The organism is Fusibacter ferrireducens (assembly GCF_015352425.1).
In the GTDB taxonomy this organism is placed as follows: Bacteria; Bacillota; Clostridia; order Peptostreptococcales; family Acidaminobacteraceae; genus Fusibacter_A; species Fusibacter_A ferrireducens.
The window spans coordinates 19,829-39,919 of the sequence record NZ_JADKNH010000019.1; the positions used below are offsets into that span (position 1 = coordinate 19,829).

The 20,091-nt window shown below is 36.1% G+C and carries 21 protein-coding genes; 19 read left to right on the forward strand and 2 right to left on the reverse strand.

Annotated features, from left to right (window positions below; all coding sequences use genetic code 11):
• Positions 1 to 282 precede the first annotated feature (282 nt).
• From ISU02_RS21560 to ISU02_RS21610, 11 genes are all read left to right on the forward strand, one after another.
• On the forward strand, positions 283 to 822 hold the full coding sequence (locus tag ISU02_RS21560; RefSeq protein WP_194703927.1) for a helix-turn-helix domain-containing protein: 540 nt from the start codon (positions 283 to 285) through the stop codon (positions 820 to 822).
• 15 nt (positions 823 to 837) lie between these two features.
• A complete protein-coding gene (gene potA / locus ISU02_RS21565) occupies positions 838 to 1,887 on the forward strand; it encodes a spermidine/putrescine ABC transporter ATP-binding protein (RefSeq protein ID WP_194703928.1) in 1,050 nt (349 codons plus the stop codon).
• Entirely contained in the window at positions 1,880 to 2,716 is an 837-nt protein-coding gene (locus ISU02_RS21570; RefSeq protein ID WP_194703929.1) for an ABC transporter permease, read from the forward strand. The genes potA and ISU02_RS21570 overlap by 8 nt, the downstream gene beginning before the upstream one ends.
• Entirely contained in the window at positions 2,710 to 3,483 is a 774-nt protein-coding gene (locus tag ISU02_RS21575) for an ABC transporter permease (protein ID WP_194703930.1), read from the forward strand. The genes ISU02_RS21570 and ISU02_RS21575 overlap by 7 nt, the downstream gene beginning before the upstream one ends.
• Before the next feature lie 58 nt (positions 3,484 to 3,541).
• The gene (locus ISU02_RS21580) at positions 3,542 to 4,579 is read left to right on the forward strand and encodes an ABC transporter substrate-binding protein (protein WP_194703931.1); all 1,038 of its coding nucleotides are present in this window, start codon (positions 3,542 to 3,544) and stop codon (positions 4,577 to 4,579) included.
• Positions 4,580 to 4,684: 105 nt separating this feature from the next.
• Positions 4,685 to 5,506, forward strand: coding sequence for a bifunctional 5,10-methylenetetrahydrofolate dehydrogenase/5,10-methenyltetrahydrofolate cyclohydrolase (locus tag ISU02_RS21585; RefSeq protein ID WP_194703932.1), 822 nt, complete (start codon positions 4,685 to 4,687; stop codon positions 5,504 to 5,506).
• 42 nt (positions 5,507 to 5,548) lie between these two features.
• Complete coding sequence (locus ISU02_RS24410) at positions 5,549 to 7,198, forward strand: RCC1 domain-containing protein (RefSeq protein ID WP_194703933.1); 1,650 nt, start codon at positions 5,549 to 5,551, stop codon at positions 7,196 to 7,198.
• Between the two features lie 170 nt (positions 7,199 to 7,368).
• Positions 7,369 to 7,719 (forward strand): PilZ domain-containing protein, encoded by a 351-nt coding sequence (locus ISU02_RS21595; protein ID WP_194703934.1) that lies wholly within the window; start codon positions 7,369 to 7,371, stop codon positions 7,717 to 7,719.
• A 110-nt stretch (positions 7,720 to 7,829) separates the two neighbouring features.
• Positions 7,830 to 8,780 carry an NAD(P)-dependent oxidoreductase gene (locus ISU02_RS21600; RefSeq protein WP_194703935.1) on the forward strand — a complete coding sequence of 317 codons (951 nt, stop codon included), beginning with the start codon at positions 7,830 to 7,832 and terminating at the stop codon, positions 8,778 to 8,780.
• Positions 8,781 to 8,804: 24 nt separating this feature from the next.
• A complete protein-coding gene (gene rlmN, locus ISU02_RS21605) occupies positions 8,805 to 9,845 on the forward strand; it encodes a dual-specificity RNA methyltransferase RlmN (RefSeq protein ID WP_194703936.1) in 1,041 nt (346 codons plus the stop codon).
• Between the two features lie 109 nt (positions 9,846 to 9,954).
• Complete coding sequence (locus ISU02_RS21610; protein ID WP_194703937.1) at positions 9,955 to 10,362, forward strand: twitching motility protein PilT; 408 nt, start codon at positions 9,955 to 9,957, stop codon at positions 10,360 to 10,362.
• Positions 10,363 to 10,562: 200 nt separating this feature from the next.
• Here ISU02_RS21610 and ISU02_RS21615 read toward each other — a convergent pair whose 3' ends face one another.
• On the reverse strand, positions 10,563 to 10,802 hold the full coding sequence (locus ISU02_RS21615) for a hypothetical protein (protein WP_194703938.1): 240 nt from the start codon (positions 10,800 to 10,802) through the stop codon (positions 10,563 to 10,565).
• A 162-nt stretch (positions 10,803 to 10,964) separates the two neighbouring features.
• Here ISU02_RS21615 and ISU02_RS21620 point away from each other — a divergent pair, with 162 nt between their 5' ends.
• The 8 genes from ISU02_RS21620 to ISU02_RS21655 all read left to right on the forward strand — a co-directional run bounded on the left by ISU02_RS21620 (position 10,965) and on the right by ISU02_RS21655 (position 17,636).
• Positions 10,965 to 11,387, forward strand: coding sequence for a universal stress protein (locus ISU02_RS21620; protein WP_194703939.1), 423 nt, complete (start codon positions 10,965 to 10,967; stop codon positions 11,385 to 11,387).
• Between the two features lie 283 nt (positions 11,388 to 11,670).
• A complete protein-coding gene (locus ISU02_RS21625; protein ID WP_194703940.1) occupies positions 11,671 to 13,368 on the forward strand; it encodes a 5'-nucleotidase C-terminal domain-containing protein in 1,698 nt (565 codons plus the stop codon).
• Between the two features lie 179 nt (positions 13,369 to 13,547).
• Positions 13,548 to 14,480: a TIGR01212 family radical SAM protein gene (locus ISU02_RS21630; RefSeq protein WP_194703941.1), complete on the forward strand. Its 933-nt coding sequence runs from the start codon at positions 13,548 to 13,550 to the stop codon at positions 14,478 to 14,480.
• 46 nt (positions 14,481 to 14,526) lie between these two features.
• Positions 14,527 to 15,348, forward strand: a complete 822-nt coding sequence (locus tag ISU02_RS21635; RefSeq protein WP_194703942.1) for a GTP pyrophosphokinase — start codon at positions 14,527 to 14,529, stop codon at positions 15,346 to 15,348.
• Positions 15,345 to 16,067 carry a tRNA 2-thiocytidine biosynthesis TtcA family protein gene (locus ISU02_RS21640; protein WP_194703943.1) on the forward strand — a complete coding sequence of 241 codons (723 nt, stop codon included), beginning with the start codon at positions 15,345 to 15,347 and terminating at the stop codon, positions 16,065 to 16,067. Before ISU02_RS21635 ends, ISU02_RS21640 begins: the two co-directional genes overlap by 4 nt.
• A gap of 8 nt (positions 16,068 to 16,075) precedes the next feature.
• Positions 16,076 to 16,768, forward strand: a complete 693-nt coding sequence (locus ISU02_RS21645; protein WP_194703944.1) for a metallophosphoesterase — start codon at positions 16,076 to 16,078, stop codon at positions 16,766 to 16,768.
• A gap of 12 nt (positions 16,769 to 16,780) precedes the next feature.
• Positions 16,781 to 17,305, forward strand: coding sequence for a DUF6648 family protein (locus ISU02_RS21650; RefSeq protein ID WP_194703945.1), 525 nt, complete (start codon positions 16,781 to 16,783; stop codon positions 17,303 to 17,305).
• Between the two features lie 79 nt (positions 17,306 to 17,384).
• Positions 17,385 to 17,636 (forward strand): kinase to dihydroxyacetone kinase, encoded by a 252-nt coding sequence (locus ISU02_RS21655; protein ID WP_194703946.1) that lies wholly within the window; start codon positions 17,385 to 17,387, stop codon positions 17,634 to 17,636.
• A gap of 160 nt (positions 17,637 to 17,796) precedes the next feature.
• Here the strand turns inward: ISU02_RS21655 and ISU02_RS21660 are convergent, their stop codons facing one another.
• A complete protein-coding gene (locus ISU02_RS21660; protein ID WP_194703947.1) occupies positions 17,797 to 19,968 on the reverse strand; it encodes a methyl-accepting chemotaxis protein in 2,172 nt (723 codons plus the stop codon).
• Positions 19,969 to 20,091: the final 123 nt, after the last annotated feature.

Genomic DNA, 20,091 nt, shown 5'->3' on the forward strand with positions numbered 1-20,091 from the left:
TAAAATGCCCATGAGACTCTTTTTTTTACAAAATTATAAATTGAGATCCCTTATATAGGAATGACTACATAAAAAAATTAAGTATTATTAAACAAAATACTTAATATCATATTGACGAGTATAAAATCATAAAGTATAATAAATCGAGTGAAAAGTTTAGTAATAATAAACAAAATGCAACCGCTTTTTTAGATGGAAATAGGTCATTGGGTTAAAGATAGTTTTAGAAAAAAAGTGTGTATGAATTCACTTTTTAAACTTATAAAAAAAGGAGAATTGGTTGTGAATATTGGTGAAAAGATTAAAAGGATTAGACTTGAAAACAACCTAACACAAGAGGAGCTAGCGGATCGATGTGAGTTATCGAAGGGATTTATATCTCAACTTGAAAGAGATATGACGTCGCCTTCAATTGCAAGCTTGGTTGATATACTTGAAAGTTTAGGGACAAATTTACAGGAATTTTTTAGTGAGACTGTAGATGAAAAAATCGTCTTTAAAAAAGAAGATTTTTTTGAAAAAGAAGATGAAGAAGTGGGCTATAGACTAGAGTGGATTATTCCAAATGCACAAAAGAATATGATGGAGCCCATAATGCTGACTTTAGCGCCGAATGGAGCATATGATGAACATGATCCACATGAAGGCGAGGAATTTGGCTTTGTCATATCGGGTTCAGTCGTGGTGAGATTGGGCAATAAAAAGTATGTGGCGAAGGCTGGAGATACTTTCTATTATAAAGCGAATAAGAGTCATGAAATCATTAACAAAGGCAAGCGCGAGGCGATTATCATATTAGTGGGAACACCGCCAAATTTCTAGACATTGGAGGGCGTCATGGAAGATAAAATTTTAATGGGGAGAAGCTTAACTAAAAGTTATAACGGCGTTGAAGTTGTCAAAGGCATTGATTTTTGGGTTAAAAAAAATCAATTTTTGACCATATTGGGTCCAAGTGGCTGTGGTAAAACGACAACACTTAGAATGCTTGCTGGTTTTGAAATGCCCACAAACGGACAAATATTTTTTGAAGGGAACGAAATCACAGATTTGCCACCATATAAGAGACAAATTAATACGGTCTTTCAAAAATATGCACTTTTCCCCCATATGAATATTTACGAAAATATTGCATTTGGACTCAGAATAAATAAAATTTCTGAAAAAGATATTAAGATTAAAGTGGCCAAAATGCTTGAATTGGTCAATTTAAGTGGATTTGAAAATAGAAAGGTCAATTCCTTATCAGGTGGGCAACAACAGAGAATTGCAATTGCCAGAGCACTGGTCAACGAACCCAAGGTCTTATTATTGGATGAACCTCTGGGAGCACTTGACTTAAAGCTGAGAAAGGACATGCAAATTGAGCTTAAAAATATGCAAAGAGAGTTGGGCATTACTTTTGTATATGTAACGCATGATCAAGAAGAAGCACTGACCATGTCCGATAAGATCATTATAATGAATCAAGGCGAAATTCAGCAAATTGGAACGCCGATTGACATTTATAATGAACCTGAAAATGCGTTTGTTGCAGATTTTATAGGAGAGAGTAACATCCTAGATGGTATTATGCATCAAGATCGAAAGGTCTCTTTTGCAAACAGGCAATTTGAATGTGTGGATACGGGATTTGACAAGGATGAACCTGTGGACGTTGTCGTCAGACCAGAGGACATAAAAATAGTAAGCACAGAAGAAGGGCACATAAAAGGTGTTGTTACATCTGTTGTCTTTAAGGGCGTTCACTATGAAATGATCATAAAAGGTGCGGCTAAAGATTGGATGGTTCATAGCACTCAAATGGCTGAAGAAGGGAGTGCCGTAGGCCTGTTAATTCTTCCTGATGATATTCATATTATGAGTAAGGAGGCCATGAATGCTTAGAAAGATCTCATCAAGTTCTTATTTGGTATGGAGTTTGCTTTTCATCATAATTCCAATTGTAATGGTTGGATTTTTAAGCTTTACACCTGTGGAGGGTAGTGGCCATACAGGTTTTTCGCTTGAAAACTATAAAAGATTTATGGAACCTATCTATTTGAAAGTACTATTGCGTTCTGTGGAAATTGCATTTAAGGCGACCTTTATTTGCTTTTTAGTGGGTTATCCAATGGCCATGATTCTGGCGAAGATGGACAATCGGATCAGAAACTTAGCAGTAATGTTATTTGTCGTGCCCATGTGGATGAATTTTTTACTCAGAACATATGCGTGGATGACTATTTTAGGTAAGAACGGCATCCTAAATAAATTTTTGTCTCTATTTCATGTGGAACCGTTGACTTTTTTATATTCTGAAGGTGCAGTCCTTTTAGGGATGGTATATAATTTTCTGCCCTTTATGGTTTTGCCGATCTATACCGTTTTGACAAAGATGGATAATAATTTAATAGAAGCGGCTGAAGATTTAGGTGGAAATAAAATCACGGTCTTTAGAAAAATAATTTTCCCACTGTCTTTACCAGGAGTTGTTTCAGGGTTTTCAATGGTGTTTATGCCCGCAGTGAGTACATTTGTCATAACCAATTTGCTTTCTGGCGGTCAATATATGCTCATCGGGAACCTTATAGAACAGCAATTCCTCGTGGTGAATGATTGGCATTTTGGATCTGCAATTTCAATGTTCCTAATGGTTTTGATACTCTTAACCATGTCTGTGATGAATCGATTAGGTGCTGGAATTGGTGAAGAAGGGAGCGCAGGCATATGGTAAGCAAGTGGGCTAAAAGGTTTTATACCATACTGATTTTTGCTTTTTTATATGCCCCCATAGTTGTTTTAATGGTGTTTTCCTTTAATGATTCCAAAAATACAGCGAAATGGGAAGGCTTTACTTTTAGATGGTACCAGACTTTAAGCGAGAACAGCTTAATCATGAAAGCACTTTATTATACGGTACTTGTGGCAGTTGTTTCCGCGTTAATCGCTGTGGTGATGGGGACATTGGCAGCCTTTGGCATTCACTATATGAAGACTTGGCGTCAGAAAGTGGTTTTAAATATTAACAGCATTCCTATTTTAAACCCGGATATTGTAACAGGGATATCGCTAATGACTTTGTTTGTGGCGTTCAAAATGGAACTTGGACTCGTCACGATGATCTTAGCGCATGTGACCTTTAATGTTCCCTTTGTGGTCTTATCGGTGTTACCTAAGCTTAAGCAGATGTCTGGAGATACGCTTGAAGCTGCAATGGACCTTGGGGCAACGCCGTGGTATGCGTTTAGGAAAGTAATCTTGCCAGAGATCAAACCTGGGATTATCACAGGGGGATTGATTGCTTTTACCCTATCTATTGATGATTTTGTCATCAGTTACTTTACCACGGGCAATGGTGTGACCAATCTTTCAATTGCCATCTACTCCATGGCAAAGCGTGGCATAAAACCTGAAATTAATGCATTGGCAACATTGATGTTTGTTTTTGTATTGGTGATGTTGATTTTGATCAACAAACGCACTAAAATTGAAGAAATTTGATCGACTCAAATGAAAAAAAATAAAGAAAAAATTTAAATTAGAGAGAGGGACGTGAAAAATGAAAAAGAGTATTGTAGTGGTATTGATGATTGCATTAATTGCGACGATGTTTGTAGGATGCAAGAAGGATGATCAAGTGGTTTTAAATGTGTACAACTGGGGTGATTATATTGATGACAGCATCTTTGCTACGTTTGAAGATGAGACAGGTATAAAAATTAATTATGAAACATTCGCCACAAATGAAGAGATGTATACAAAGCTTAAAAAAGGTGGCACTCAGTTCGATATAGCCATTCCATCAGATTATATGATAGAGAAAATGATTAAAGAGGATATGCTTGAAAAAGTGGATCTATCCAAAATTCCAAATTATGCGAATATCGATGAGCAATTTAAAAATTTGGATTTTGACCCCAACAATGAATATTCAGTACCCTATTTCTGGGGGACTGTGGGAATTATATACAATACAAAACTCATTTCTGAAGATATAGATTCTTGGAATGTGCTTTGGGATGAAAAGTATAAGGGTATGTTTACCATGGTAGACTCTCAAAGGGATTCTATTATGGTGGCGCTTAAAAAGTTGGGGTATTCGATGAATACCAAAGATGTGGCTCAGCTTGAAGAGGCGAAGCAATTGCTCATTGAGCAGAAACCCTTAGTGCTTGCATACGTAGGGGATAATGTAAAAGATATGCTCATCAGTGAGGAAACAGCCATGGCTGTAGTTTGGTCAGGAGAAGCCAGCACAGTGATTCAAGACTATGATTACTTTAAATATGCACTTCCAAAAGAAGGTTCTAATAAATGGTTTGACAACATCGTCATTCCAAAAGGTGCTGAGCACATTGATGCAGCACATCAATTTATCGATTTTCTATGCAGAGGAGATATCGGTTTTAAAAATGCGGATTATGTGGGCTATTCCACATGTAATAATGAGACTTTGAAGTTAATTGATCCCTCACTAATCGATACAACTTATGCTTATCCTAAAAAAGAATGGATCAATAATTTTGAAATATTCTTAGATCCTGGTGATTTTGTCAAAGAATACGATCGCGTTTGGACTGAAATAAAAGCAAATTGATCATTTGAGGCTAGAGTTCTAATAATGTTAATGATATAATAAAGAGGATTAAAAAAGCCCAAGATTTGGGCTTTTTATCTATAAACCTTTTACAAGGGGGCAAAAATGATTATTGATGGACGCGAAATTGCAAAAAAAATAAAAAGTGATGTCAAAGAAAGTCTCAGTAGTTGTCTGAGAGCACCAAAAGTAGTGGCAATTATACTGGGAGATAATCCTTCTTCAGAATCGTACCTAAAAATGCTTGAGAAAACATGTACAAATGTGGGGTTTGACTATGAACTCTGTCGATTATCGGATACAGCTTCTGAAATGGAACTGTTGGCGTTGATAGATGAAAAAAATAAAGATGACAGTATAAATGGCATTTTGGTGCAGATGCCTCTACCAGCGCATATCAGTCAAGAGAAGGTGCTCATGCATATTGATCCCGTAAAAGATATAGATGGTTTTCATCCGCTGAATGCTGGAAGACTCTTTAAAGGGGAAAAGGCCATGAGACCTTGCACACCCTTGGCAGTGGTTACGATTTTAGACGCTTTAAGCATAGATTTAAAGGGTAAGAATATAGTAGTGATTGGTAGAAGTAACATTGTGGGCAAACCACTTGCTATCATGTTAATGCAAAGACATGCTACGGTTACCGTTTGCCACTCACGCACGCAAAATATTGCTCAGCATACGAAAGCCGCTGATATTGTGATACTGGCAGTGGGCAAACCTGGGTTTTTAAAGAAAGACATGGTTACTGAAGAGACCATTGTCATAGATGTTGGTACGAATGAAGTCGATGGCAAATTGGTTGGAGATGCTGATTTTGATGCATTAAAGGATTACGTCAAAATGATTACCCCAGTGCCAGGTGGTGTAGGCCCAGTGACAAATGCGGTACTTTTACTAAATGTTTTGGAACACTTTGAACTTTAGATAAGTAATGTTTTGGGAAGCCTAAAAGGAGAAGAGATACCTGTGAATATTTTTGGTGTTATATTAGTGATTGGATCAGTTGTGGGCACTGTGATCTATTATATGAACGAGTCAAAAGAACATATAGAGATTGATCCGTATCATGATTATGAAAAGATATTGGATGCTGCCTTGACTTACAAGGAAGAAAAAGAAGAGTATGCTAAAGATTTTTCGAAGTTAATCCCTTATATTTCCAAAAAAGAGATCGTTGCGTCAAAGCGGTATGCTCTATCACTTGATGGTAAATTTTTAACAATAAGTAATTTGCCAGAAGAAGAAGCCTCTAAATTAATCAACGAAATTGGAGGCGAATCTTATATCAATGGTAAATTTACTTATCTAACTTTATTGCGCAAGAATGATTTAAGTAAAATAAAACCCATTGCACACTTTAATATTAAACCGGATTCAAAAATTAATACGACAAGTGTTATTCAATACGATACAAGTGGCTGTATCGCTGAAGACAACGAGATTGTTGAAAAGAAATGGGAGAACAAGCAACTCACGTTTAAAGAACCGGGAACGTATACAATCCGATTAAAAATCAAAGATCGAAATGGCAATTGGTCGGATTCATTTGAACGTGATATTAAGGTTTCAGAAGAGATGGGGATTAAAGACATTGAATGTTATGATTCGACAATGTTTATTGTTTACAAAAATGGCAAAGTGTTGTCAAAGAGTAAAAATGAGTTTGGACAACTGGGTATAGGGAATCTTAATCCAATTTCAGACCTGAAATACAACAGTTTACACGATAGTATTTCCCAGATTGCTTGTGGGGAAAATTTCACGATATTTAAATTAAATGATGGCACAGTCTGCGCTGCTGGCAGCAATCGTTATGGAGAATTGGCTTCAGGCGATAAAAATCCAAGTAGAACATTGAATGTGATCTGGGGACTGGAAAATGTGAAGCAAGTTGCTGCAGGCAAGCATTTTGCAGCTGCACTTGATCTCAATGGCAATGTTTATGTTTGGGGAGATAATTCTGAAAATCAACTTATGAAAGAAGATGTTTCGGAATCCACAATGCCTTTGAAACTGGAAGGTGTTGAAGGGATTAAATCCATAGCACTTGGCTCTAATTTTGGCTTTGCTGTTCAATATGATGGCACGGTGATAGGCTGGGGAGATAATACGCATGGGCAGCTTGGACTTGGTTTTAAAGGGCGTATTTCAGAACCTACGATGACGCTGTACAAAAATGTTGCCTTTATGACTGCTGGAGAAAAATTCTCTATTGCGGTATCTGAAAACGGACGTGTGTATGGGACTGGAAATAATGCCTATGGTCAACTTGGTACGAAGGGCAAATCGGAAATTTTCTTCCCGGCAGAAGTTTTAAAAGTAAAGGATATCATGGAGGCACATGCTAAAGAATCTTTGGTAGTAGCTGTCAATAGAATTGGGAAAGTATTTGTATGGGGCAATTTTAATGCCCCAGGCATCAAACCTATCTATGAGCCTGAGGAAGTCATAGGGCTCAGCTATGTTTATAGTGCCAGCAACACCGGTAAAAAATGTTATTTGATTGATGGCAATAATGTGCTTCATGTTATTGCAGATTTATCAGGAAAAAATGAGACAAAACAACTTTATTCGAGTTTCTATGAATTTTATAATCTTGAAGGTAAATCCAAATAAGTGTTTAAATCATATGTTTTTTATGTATAATAGTAAGTAAGAAATAATTATAAGGTGTTGGATTAGATTTTGTAGCGAGAACGCATGTAAGTCATCGGCTACTCAGATGATTATATGAGGCTATAATCGATTAAAAAGGATTCAACTCATATAAGACAGGAGTGATCGGGATGAGGGAGAGAAGAAGAGCGCATAGAATACCTTATCAAGCAATTTTGACAATAGATGAGGTGTACAATCAGCAAGATGTCATTAAGGAATCTAGAAAGATTTCTATTGAAGTTGTGGATATTTCCAAAGGTGGCATTGGATTTATTGCGAAGGAAGAATTGCCATTAAACTATTATTTTAATGCAAAAATTGATTTGGGTAATGGGCGAGAGTTTTACAGTGTTTTAAGAATCATGCGCAAAGAGCTATTGTCTAAAGGTTATAACTATGGTTGTGAGTTTACGGGTTTAGCAGATATTTTATCGCTCTATATTGATGAGTTTGAGGAAGAAGTTTTAAGTGAAGGATAAATCTAATGTGTAGTAGAAAAGGCCAGCGATTTCGCTGGCTTTAATTGTCAAATTGATTAATTGTCAGATAGATATAAGCGTTTTAAAAACAAATTGAGATGGAGGGCAAAATGAAAGCATTATTTACCTATGATTATGGCAAAGAACAAATGGACAAGATCAGAGCATTAGGCTATAAAATTCTCCATATTAAAGAAAATGACATTCCTGACAGACAGTCCGAAATTATTGATTTTGATCCAAATGTTATCGTCTGTTATAATCCTTTTGAACATTTGCCAATTGAAGCATTGACAAATCTTAAATGGATACAGCTATCCAGCATTGGTGTTGATCAAGTGCCTGTGGATAGGATCGTAAATAGAGGGATTGTGATCACCAATAATAGAGGCGGTTATTCCATCCCCATGGGGGAATGGATTGTTTTCCAAATGCTGCATCATTATAAATATGGGCAATATTTTCATCAAATAAAGTCAGAGAAAAGATGGAAAGTCAATACGCATGTTCGAGAACTGACTCATAGAAAGGCACTTTTTATTGGGACAGGCACTATTGCAAGTGAGGCAGCTAAAAGATTAAGCGGCTACGACTTAACGCGCATTGGGATCAACACGGACGGTCGTGAAGTGCCTTACTTTGATAAATGTTACCCTATGACGGCACTTGATGAAGTTTTGAGTGAGATGGATTTTATTATCCTAACCATTCCTTATACTAAAAAAACAGAGGGGCTTATTTGTAAAGAGCGCTTATCTCTTATAAAAGAGGATGCTGTACTCATAAATGTGGCACGTGGGAACCTCATAATAGAGTCTGATTTAATTGAAGCACTGGATCAGGGCAAATTCCTAGGGGTTTCACTGGATGTCTTTGAGAAGGAGCCTTTAGAGGTTCATAATAAACTCTGGTCTTTTGATCGTGTAATGGTGACGCCACATAATTCATGGATATCTGAAATGAGAAACGTAAGAAGATTTGATCTCATTTACAACAACTTGAAAGCTTTCTGCCAGGAATCAGAACTTGAAAATCAGGTGGATTTAAATAAGGGATATTAATAAAGAGATGGAAAGAGTGTAAGTATGATCGATATTAGAAATTTAACACAGGAAAAAATCGCTGAACAGCTGATGGCCATAGGGGAAAAAAAATTTAGAGCAAAGCAGGTATTTGAGTGGATTAATAAAGGCGTCCAGTCATTTGATGCAATGAAAAATTTACCTAAAACCTTAATGGATCAATTGAAAGAACAATATTATTTGGACAATGCATCCATTGTTGAACAGCTAGAGTCTGAAGACGGCACGATTAAATCACTTCATAAGCTTGTGGATAATAATGTTATTGAATCTGTTTTTATGACTTACAAGCACGGGTATAGTGCTTGCATTTCGACACAAGTGGGATGCCGAATGAATTGTGCTTTTTGTGCTTCAACGCTCAATGGGATGATTAGAAATTTGACAGCAGGTGAAATGCTTGGGCAACTCTATGAGATCCAGAATATGACGGGAAAGAGAATTGATCATGTGGTTTTGATGGGCAGTGGGGAACCTCTTGATAACTATGAAGAAGTGGTTCGATTTCTAAAGATGTCTTGCTCGGAGGGCGGACTCAATTTATCAGGTCGAAATATAACCTTATCAACTTGCGGCATTGTGCCTCAAATTTACAAACTTGCAGATGAAAAACTGCAAATTACACTTGCGATATCTCTGCACAATCCCTTTGATGATGAAAGAACGCAGATTATGCCCATCAATAAAAAATATGGTATAGATGAACTCGTGGCTGCTGTGGACTATTATATTCAAAGTACCAATAGACGTGTGACTTTTGAATATGCCCTTATTGAAGGTGAGAACGACTCAGATCGGCATGCGGAGGCTCTTGGATCAAAACTCAAGGGCAAATTAGTGCATGTCAACCTCATTCCAATTAATGCAGTTGAAGAAAAGAAAATGCGTCCTTCTCAAAATTCTAGAATAAATAGATTTAAAACGATTTTAATGGATAAATATAATGTAAATACAACAATTAGGAGGGAGTTAGGATCTGATATCAATGCTGCATGTGGACAGTTGAGGAATCAGCATATTGAAATCAACACAATTCAAGAATAGTCAGAAAATACGAATAATTCTGACAAAAATAATTTTAATGTTTTGAAGGAGATTCAATTATGTATCTAGAATAATACACTAAGTGCTAAAACTAAAGGAGGAGATTCAGATGGTTACTTTGATAGCTGGAAAAAAGGGAACAGGAAAATCCAAAGAAATAGTCAAAATGGCAAATGAAATCGTTGCTGAGGTGAACGGCGATGCAATTTTCATTGATGATGACAACAGGGCGATGTACAATCTACACCATGATTTAAGATTTGTTAACATGAAAGAATTTCCAATAGATACAGGTGAAGAATTTTTGGGATTCATCTGTGGTTTGATTTCTAATAATTATGATATTCAAAAGATTTTTATAGACGGTATTTTAAATTGTGTCACAATAGAACTGGATAGATTACCAGCTTGGTTTAAGAAAATTGAAGACATATCAACAGCTTTTTCTGTTGATTTCATTATAACTTTGAATTATGAGTCTGCACTGCCAGAATCTCTGCAAAGATTTATGCGCTAATTAGATTGATTTACTTATCATAAAAGGTCACCTATGATGTATTAAATCCTAGGTGACCTTTTATAATGCGTGTTTGAGTATATACTCAAATATATCCTTGTAAATAGATCTGTGAAATGATATTCAAATAAATATTTATCTGTATGTGCTCATGTCGAACGATTTTAATTTTAGGCTTATATTATCGATTTCAGTGTGAATTACAGAAATTTTTTCCCAAGATATTTTTTTACCAGCTCTTGATCAGAAAAATCGTCGACGATAATTTCCTCGCCAGTTTCTTCAAAAAAAACAAGAATTTCGGTATCGCCACCTTTGAAAGCTTTGATGACCGTGTCTTCATTGACCTCGCGTATTTTATTTTTATGATGCTTAATTTTCTGAAATTCCTTGGTGTAGATTGCTCCAGTAAGTCCGATGACTTTTGTGTATTGATTCATGTGTAATCCTCCTTGCAACTTTAATTATACAGGAGAACCCTCCGTAATACAATTGACCATAAAAGGTTAAGAAAACTTTATCAATTTTTAATTTTAGAACATCATTTATTTGGTATAATGAAAAGGTAAGGATTTACAGAGAAATCTATAAGGAGATAAAATATGAGAAGAAAGAAAAAAGTCATGGTCTGTGTCACACAGCAGAAATCGTGTGAGAGATTAATTGATTATGGTGCCAGCCTGATTTCTTCTGAACACGATGAGTTGCACGTGGTGCATGTCGTTAAAGAAAATTGGAAGTTTTTCGGACAACTTAAAGAAGAAGATGCCCTAGAATATTTGTTTGATGTTTCAAAAAATCACCATGCTTCACTTTCGGTCATTAAAGCTAAAGATATAGAGAAGACGCTTTCTGAGTATGCTGAAAAACATAAGATTAACAGCATCATCATGGGAGAGTCCTTTGAGAAAGATGAGCAGCAGAACATGATCAGTAGACTTCAGGAGAAAACAAAGGTTAAAGTGAATTTTCAAATTGTTCCTGTTGACTTTGATGACGAAAAAAATGTTATTTCATTAGAATAGAATAAATAAAAAGATGTTGGATGAGAGATCAAATTTCTCGAGGACATCTTTTTTTTATGCGATTCGTTTATCTTTGTATCGCTTTGGTGGTGTGGTGAAAATCAACAGCAAATGGATGAATCATTATAAATTCAGGTAAGAAAAATGTTATATAAATGTTAAAAAATCAACTGTACAAATATTTTTATATAAAATATATACAAATTATAATAAAATGTTTGTATTCACTATATTGTGGTTATAAAATAGAGGTGAGTTAAATTATATTAATAGGAGGCGACACATGTTTAATGGTAAAAAAGTACTTGTTATGATGATGACTTTAATTTTAGTCATGTCGACAATCTTGCCTGCAATGAGTTTTGCAGAAGAAACAGTGACAATTGATGTTTATTCATTTAATGATTTTCATGGGGCATTAATTGAAAGTGGCAAAAATGTGGGTATGGCAAAACTTGTTGGGGCAGTTAATGCATTAAGAGCGACAAATCCAAATACCATAGTTGTTTCTGCTGGAGATAATTATCAAGGTTCTGCAATGTCCAACCTTTCATATGGTGAACCAGTTAGTGAGATGTTTAAACTATTAGATGTCACAGTATCAGCAGTTGGTAACCATGAGTTTGATTGGGGAACAGACAAATTTTCTAAATGGAGTGAAGATGGTAATTTAACTTTTCTCGCATCCAATATTTATGACAAAACAACTGGTGAACCCGTAACATGGGCAAAACCATACGTGATTAAGGAACAAGCGGGTAAAAAAATTGCTTTTATCGGTCTGACGACTGAAGAAACAGCTTATAAGACGAAAGCCGAAAACGTTGAAACACTAGAATTTAAAGATCCTGCTGAAGCTGCTAAAATATGGGTGGATTACTTAATGGCAGGTAAAGATGCAGCGGGTAAACCGGATGCAATTATTGCTTTAACGCATATCCCTGCATCACAAAATGGTTATGGCGCTGATCCTGCTGAACCTGTAACAGGTGATGAAGTTGCTGCTATAACAGCAGTTGAAGGGATTGATGGCGTCGTATCTGCACATAACCATGCAACAGTTGCTGGTTATAGCAACGGCGTGCCTGTTGTGGAAGCTTACTATAGTGGGAGAGCATTAGGACATTTATCTTTGAACTTTACAGGATCAACTTTAGTCGTAACGCCTTCTGTTGATAATTTATACAAGAGAAGTGAAGAGATTACTGCAGATTCTGCAGCTCTTGCAGCTTTTGAAAAATGGAATACAGATTTAGCACCAACCTTAAATGCCGTTTTAGGTAAAGCAGATGGCACTTTTACTCATGATCGATATGAAGGCGCATCTACAACTGTTCTTGGAAGATGGGTATGTGAAACCATGGCGAAAGCTGCAGGTACACAGATCGCAATTCAAAATGGTGGTGGTTTGAGAAGAGACATTCCAGCTGGAGATATTACTTATGGTATTTTATACGAAGTGATGCCATTTGATAATACGCTTGTAACCTTAAAATTATCAGGTGCAGATCTTCTTAAAAATATTGAACATGGTATTGCAAATACAGAGATTGGAAATGCATCTTTCTCAGGACTTCAAGTAGATTACGATTCATCACTTGAAGCTGGCAGTAGAGTCCTTGCGTTGAGATTAGCAGATGGTACTCCTGTGGCAATGGATCAATATTACACAGTTGTCATCAATGATTTTATGTATCCAAAAGGTGATAACTTCGATTTTAAAGGTGCGATTGATGTTAAAGATACATTCATTCCAATCAGAGATGTGCTTGTGAATGAAATCAAGGCATCTGGAACAATCAAAGCATTGCCAGCGGACTATGCTAAACAATATGGTACTTATAAGGTTCAAGCTGGAGATGTTCTTTGGAAAATAGCAAAAAAATTGGGAACAACTTATCAAAATTTAGGTCAAGTTAATGGTCTTAAAAATGTTAACTTAATCTATGAAGGTCAAATCTTACGCGTACCACAAAACTAGAGTTTAAATTGGATAAATAAAAATGATGAAGGAGCTTTTATTAGATGCATTTTAGTCTATGACAAAGCTCCTTTTGCATTCCAAATTAAAGGTTTTGCAGAGGCATCACAGCACAAATTCTTACCCCAAAATCATATTTATATGATAAAATAAGATGAAAATACAATGCGAGGCTATTCATGAGATATAGAAAATACAGTACGTATTTAGTTGAAAAATACAAGGAGAAAGTCTATAAGATTCCAGTTAATGTGCCTTGTTCTTGCCCCAATAGGGATGGTAAGTTGGGGAGCGCAGGGTGTATCTTTTGTGGTGAAGTCGGTGCTGGATTTGAGGCTCAACCATCTGAGATGTCTATAGCACATCAAATTGATAAAAATACTGAACTTATCCAAAAAAAATACAAGGTCAATAAATACATTATTTACTTTCAAAATTATACAAATACTTATATGCCATTAGAGCGATTTGAGGCAAATCTGCATGAGGCTATGAGAGCACATGTTGTCGGTCTAAGTATCTCGACGAGGCCGGATGCTATCCCAAATCCCTATTTGGAAGTTTTAAAGCGCATTCAGAAAACATACGACATCGATATTGAAGTGGAACTGGGCCTACAATCTGTAAATATCAACACCCTAAAGCAAATTAATAGGGGGCATGGGCTGGCTGAGTTCATTGATGCTGTTCAACGTATTCATGCGTATGGCTTTACAGTGTGCACACATCTAATTGCAAATTTGCCTTGGGATACGGATGATGATTTTATTGAAGCAGGGCGTGTTTTATCTGCCTTGGGCGTGGCGTCTGTAAAAGTCCACTCGTTATACGTTCTAAAGCATACAAAGCTTGGCGAGCTTTACAGCAAGGGCGCAATTGAGATCATATCTTCAGATGCTTATTTAGAACGTCTGGTGAAATTTATACAGAATATTTCAAGTGAAATGGTCGTTCAGCGATTATTTGGAAGGGCCCCAGAATCGCAAACTTTGTTTTGCAACTGGGGTATGAGCTGGAGAAAATTACAGAATCAGTTTGAAGAAATATTGGAAGAGAGGGATATTTACCAGGGCATGCACTTTAAACTAAGTGAGTTAAATCGTTTTGAATGATTAAAAACGTTATTATAGAGAAAAATTGCGTTTAGGAGGGATCTTTATGAAAGTTATTAGAGAGTGGAAAACAATGTTAATTCCATATGAGCAGGCTGTTGAAGAATTAAAAGTAAAATTTAAGGCCATCAGAAATCAATATAGAGAGCTCAGTGAATACTCGCCTATAGAATTTGTGACTGGACGTGTAAAAAAGATCTCAAGCATTATAGAAAAAGCTGAACGTAGCAATATTGACCTTGACCGCATAGAAGAAGAAATGGAAGATATTGCAGGTATAAGGGTAATGTGCCAGTTCATTGATGATATTTACCGTGTGGTAGACTTAATTCACGAAAGAAGCGGCAAAGACTTTGAAGTTTTATATGAAAAAGACTATATTAAAATGCAAAAGGAAAGCGGATACAAGAGCTACCATATTATCGTGAAGTATCCAGTGCATACGGCACTGGGCACTAAAAAGATTTTATGTGAGTTTCAAATTAGAACCCTTGCAATGAACTTTTGGGCGACGATAGAGCATTCACTGAGCTATAAGTACAAGTCTCAAATTCCAGATAACATCAAGGAGAGACTTCGTAATTCTGCCATTGCGGCAACTAAACTCGATGAAGAAATGACTGAAATCAGCAAAGAGGTCATTAATGCACAGTTGATGTTTGAAGAAAAATCAAACACAATAAGGGACATTACAACACATATACAAATTTTATTCAATCAAGGCCTTGAGCGTGAGGCCATTGATTTTGAGAGACGATTTGAAAATATAAAAGATGACGACAACATGTTAGAATTGGAGCAGCTCTTAACGGATATAAAGAAAGCATTGCCAAGATATAATCTATTTGAAAAAGGTGTGCTTAAATGAAACGCTGGATGCAGACGCTTTTTTTGAAGCCGATTAGAAATGCCATTGATCGGTATAATCTTATTGAACCTGGAGATCGTATCTTAGTAGGTGTTTCAGGTGGAAAGGATAGCAGTTTGCTCTTTTTTGCACTGGGACTTTTAAAAAAGTTTAATATCTATGACTTTGAAGTAACGGGATTTATGGTAGATCATGGAATGTTGAGGGCAGTAATACCTCATCAGAGTTTTTTTGAAGATTTTGGGCTTTCTATGATTGTTCATAAAGAGCCATTTGTTTTACTTTCAAATGATGTCAGTCCGTGTTATACTTGTTCACGTATGAGAAAAGGGATCATGAGGCAGTATGCCTTAAATCATGGCTACAATAAGATTGCATTTGGTCATACGAAGGATGATGTGGTGGAAACCTTTATGATGAATCTCATAAAACATGGTAAAATCGCTTCAATACCACCTGTTGTCAAAGAGGAGACTTCACATCTTAAGATTATTAGACCCTTAATATATTTAGATGAAGTGGCAATTTTAAAATCGGTTAAATTACTTGAGATTCCCATTGTCACATCAAAATGTATACACGCTAAAGCGAAGATTAGGGAGCGCTCAGAAAGCTTGATTTCAATGATAGAAGCAGAATTTCCTGAATACTCAAGCCAAGTTATCAAAGCGCTTTCAAATATAGACTTAGAGAGAACACTTATAAAATTAGAGGAGTAATGGATTTCATGGGCGTTTATGTAATAGGGGACTTACATCTGAGCTTCAATACGGATAAACCAATGGACGTCTTTGGAGAAAATTGGATAGGACACTATAAAAAAATCGAAATAGACTGGAAAGAAAAAGTAAAAGAAAATGATCTCGTTATTGTTCCCGGAGACACATCTTGGGCCATTAGTTTTGATGAGGCACATGTTGATTTGGGATGGTTAGATGCGTTGCCAGGTAAAAAAGTTTTAATAAAAGGCAATCACGATTACTGGTGGACATCGAAAAGTAAGATGGATCACCAATTCAATTCCATTTTTTTTGTTCACAATTCTTTTTTTGTGTATGAGGACCTAGCAATTTGTGGCACGAGAGGATGGGTTTGTCCTAATGAGGTACAGTTTTCAGAGAATGATGATAAAATTTATAAAAGAGAGGCCATAAGACTTGAAAATTCCTTAAAGCAAGCAGTGGCGCAAGGTTTTAAGAAGATTCTAGTGGCACTTCATTTCCCGCCAACAAATGATAGACAGGAACCTTCAAGATTTACAGAGATCATTGAAAAATATCCTGTATCACATGTGGTTTATGGACATATTCATTCAAAGTCATATTTTAATGCCACACTTAAAGGGCTTCACAACGAGATTTTTTATCATTTAACATCATGTGATTATTTAGAATTCAAGCTGCTCAAGCTTGATGTTTAGAAAGGTAAAACATTGAATAGAGTTTATGATTTTGGTAATAAAAGATTGGAATTGATACAGAGATTAGAAGTTGGAGAATTGGACAAAGAGACGTTTATTTTAGAAAACTACAGGTTAATTGGAAATTATATACCTGAGAATTTTAACGTAAACTCTATAGAAGAAGGCGTTGTGAAATATCACTATTTCAATACTAAAGCGAAAAAACTCATGCTTGAGGCAGATGAACTTGAATTTAGAGATCCAAGGACGTCGGATCGCCTCAAAAATAATGCTTATGAGTTCTATGTAAAGAAGGATAAGATAACACTTGCAATGCTTGAATATATTAATTATGAGGATGTGACCGCTTATTTTATCAATATGAATTCTAAGTACCTTGAAGGTTCAATTTATGAGATTTGTTTCAAAGCGCATGATAAAGTGATATTGCATTCAAAAGATCGTCGTATTTTATATAAATTGAAATGTGCGGGATGCTATGATGAAGGAACGCGCGATTCTATAATTGGAGATTATATTAATACTAAGATATAAATTATGGCGTTCTTGCAGTGTATTTGCAGTATTCTTGCAGAGGAGGAACGCCATTTTGGATTTTAAAGGAGGTTTATAAATGGTAGATTACAAGTTTGATACGCAATTGTTAATTGAAGGTGAAAATCTTTCAGAAGATGAAATTAGCGATTACATCACTCAAAATATTGAAGGCGACTGCTTGATTGCAGTGGGTGATGATGAACTGATCAAAATACATTTTCACACCAATACACCTTGGAAAATTCTTGAGTATGCCGCTTCACTTGGAGATATTCATGATGTTGTTGTGGAAAACATGGAAAGACAGACAAAAGGCCTTAAAGGCTAATCATAAAGACATATAAAGCAAGTATACAATCAGGCTGTTTAGACCCCATGTGGAAAAGGTCGTCCAAAGCGAAATGGACGACCTTTTTTTAGTCATTAGTGTTCCTGTCTGTATGATGGAGAGACGGGCTGCCTATTTTAAACACGAAACAATCATAATTCTAAATTTTAAATTCATTTACATAAGATTTGAGCGTTTCACTGTTCGTTTTAACGGTATCGACTTCAGTGGTTACGCGATCAGAGACAATAACGATATCACTGATATTTTCAGCAACCTCTGAAACGCCGCGTGCGCTTTCACCGACTGTGATGGCAATGTTGCTAATGGCTTCAGTAACTTCACCCACAGAGACCTTCATAGATTCCATCGTCGTGACGAGGTCTCCAAACATCGTATTGAGATCATTGGCATCTTTATGGTATTGATCACCAAGCTCTAAAAGTTGATCATAATCTTTCAACACTCTAGATTCAATGAAATCAATCAATTGAGTTGCATTGTCTGCCAGCTCATTAACTGAAGTGATGACGCCGCCAGTCACGTTCTGAATCTCATTAGCTGAAGTTTGACTTGTGACAGCCAGTTTTCGAATTTCATCTGCAACAACGCTGAATCCTTTCCCAGCTTCACCGGCACGTGCAGCTTCGATGGCAGCATTAAGTGCCAAGAGATTTGTCTGTGTGGCGATATCTAAAATGGAATTAGAAAGTAAGTTGATTTTTTCGACTTCCTTTGATTTTTGAATAGAAGTGGACAAAACACTCTTGGAGGTTTCATATAGAGCAACAGCATCTGATTTTGCTCTCGTCGAGGAAGATCTCACATCTTCAGAACGCACTTTAATTTCTCCTGCAAAGGACATGCCTTCATGTGCCTTATCAACAACGTCTGTGATCAGGGTGTCAATGGTTTGAGTTGTAGCATCAATTTCTTCAGTTGAAGCACTGGCTTCTTGCATACTCGCAGAAAGTTCTTCTACGCTGGCAGATATATTTTCGATGCTGTCATTTAAACGCTTAACTTGAGTTGCAACTTCTACTGAAAGCGTTTCAAGGCCATCCGCATTTTGGTCAATATCTTGGATCATGCCATGAATTTTTTTAAAGAATTTGTTAAAAGTCCTTGCAAGTACTTGGAATTCGTCATTTACTTTTAAGTAAATTTGCTTTGTAAGATCGTTGTTGTCCGTTGCGCTTGTAAGTTCAGCTGTCAATTGTTTTAAAGGCTTAGTAATAGAGCGATAGATGAACACAGAAGATACAAGTAAAACGATAACGCCGACAATTAAAGAAAGATTGGCCGTTGTCTGTGTGGTAGTACTGATGGATTCAACGATGTCATTTTCTGCTTTGACGATTTCTGCACTGGTTAACTTTATAGTATCAACAATACGGAGCAAGGTGAACTTTTGAAAGGTCAGTGAACTGTCTATCGTAAAAAGACGATTGTTTAAATGTGTATAGTTGTTGAGATCTTGCGTTACGGCATGAATGGTTGATGATTTGCCGAGATCGTCTAATTTATTGACAATTGAAAGCATATTGGTCTGAATTTTCTTTGTGTCTCCAGCCAGTTTAACAAGGACATTTTTATCGCCTGTTATAATGTAATCTTTTTCAAGTAGATGCAGTTTATTAATAGCCAATTCAATTTCAATACCATCTGCAAGAGTTAAATAGAGCTTTTCAATTTCAGCTGAATCCTCAAATCCAGCTTGGCTTTTCACAAGCAAATTGGCTTTGAGTTCCAATTTTAATTTTTCGATTGCTGAAGTGGCTTTGGATGCACTTGTACTCACCTCTTCTATGGCCTCTTGGCGATCTTTTTTTAGATCAATATACTTGTTGAACTCTGTATCATAATCGTTGACGAGACTTTCTATTTCAGTGATTTTAGTCAACGTCAGTTCATTTTTATCTTGTGCCTTAATGCGTTCAATAGATTCCTTTGCAGCTTTGAGTTCAGAGGCAATAACGGTTAATTGTTCTTCATTTTCAGAGATTTCATATTCACTTTGATTGTAGAGGACATTATCAATATTTTTAACGATGCTATTAACCAATGAGCTTGTTTCAACAGTACTATTCAAATTGATAATACCATTAACTGTAATAAGTAAGGATGCTACAATAATGACAAATAAAAGGCTGTAACTTGTAAGTAATTTAACGCGGACATTTAAAATTGTTTTTTTTGAGATACTATCTTGACTTGAGCTTGCTTTTCGCCTAAAAGGATGCTTAAATTTGGGGACTATGCTCTTTTTAGATTTTAGCCCCTTTTCCCCTTTTTCTTTTTTTTCTTTTTTTTCTTTTTTGGTCGAGCGCATTTTTCCCTCCTACACTGTATTTCGTTGCTGATGATTGAGTATATACACTTATGCGATAAGGCATTTCTGCATGTTCTCTACTTACCATTATATACAAAAAAACAATAATTTTAAATTATATTT

Coding starts and splice junctions, on each gene's coding strand:
- ISU02_RS21600 (WP_194703935.1), top strand. CDS start 7,830: ATGAAAGCATTATTTACCTATGATTATGGCAAAGAACAAATGGACAAG.
- ISU02_RS21625 (WP_194703940.1), top strand. CDS start 11,671: ATGTTTAATGGTAAAAAAGTACTTGTTATGATGATGACTTTAATTTTA.
- ISU02_RS21620 (WP_194703939.1), top strand. CDS start 10,965: ATGAGAAGAAAGAAAAAAGTCATGGTCTGTGTCACACAGCAGAAATCG.
- ISU02_RS21615 (WP_194703938.1), bottom strand. CDS start 10,802: ATGAATCAATACACAAAAGTCATCGGACTTACTGGAGCAATCTACACC.
- ISU02_RS21630 (WP_194703941.1), top strand. CDS start 13,548: ATGAGATATAGAAAATACAGTACGTATTTAGTTGAAAAATACAAGGAG.
- ISU02_RS21645 (WP_194703944.1), top strand. CDS start 16,076: ATGGGCGTTTATGTAATAGGGGACTTACATCTGAGCTTCAATACGGAT.
- ISU02_RS21655 (WP_194703946.1), top strand. CDS start 17,385: ATGGTAGATTACAAGTTTGATACGCAATTGTTAATTGAAGGTGAAAAT.
- ISU02_RS21570 (WP_194703929.1), top strand. CDS start 1,880: ATGCTTAGAAAGATCTCATCAAGTTCTTATTTGGTATGGAGTTTGCTT.
- potA (WP_194703928.1), top strand. CDS start 838: ATGGAAGATAAAATTTTAATGGGGAGAAGCTTAACTAAAAGTTATAAC.
- ISU02_RS21575 (WP_194703930.1), top strand. CDS start 2,710: ATGGTAAGCAAGTGGGCTAAAAGGTTTTATACCATACTGATTTTTGCT.
- ISU02_RS21585 (WP_194703932.1), top strand. CDS start 4,685: ATGATTATTGATGGACGCGAAATTGCAAAAAAAATAAAAAGTGATGTC.
- ISU02_RS21640 (WP_194703943.1), top strand. CDS start 15,345: ATGAAACGCTGGATGCAGACGCTTTTTTTGAAGCCGATTAGAAATGCC.
- ISU02_RS21635 (WP_194703942.1), top strand. CDS start 14,527: ATGAAAGTTATTAGAGAGTGGAAAACAATGTTAATTCCATATGAGCAG.
- rlmN (WP_194703936.1), top strand. CDS start 8,805: ATGATCGATATTAGAAATTTAACACAGGAAAAAATCGCTGAACAGCTG.
- ISU02_RS21580 (WP_194703931.1), top strand. CDS start 3,542: ATGAAAAAGAGTATTGTAGTGGTATTGATGATTGCATTAATTGCGACG.
- ISU02_RS21610 (WP_194703937.1), top strand. CDS start 9,955: ATGGTTACTTTGATAGCTGGAAAAAAGGGAACAGGAAAATCCAAAGAA.
- ISU02_RS21660 (WP_194703947.1), bottom strand. CDS start 19,968: ATGCGCTCGACCAAAAAAGAAAAAAAAGAAAAAAAAGAAAAAGGGGAA.
- ISU02_RS21595 (WP_194703934.1), top strand. CDS start 7,369: ATGAGGGAGAGAAGAAGAGCGCATAGAATACCTTATCAAGCAATTTTG.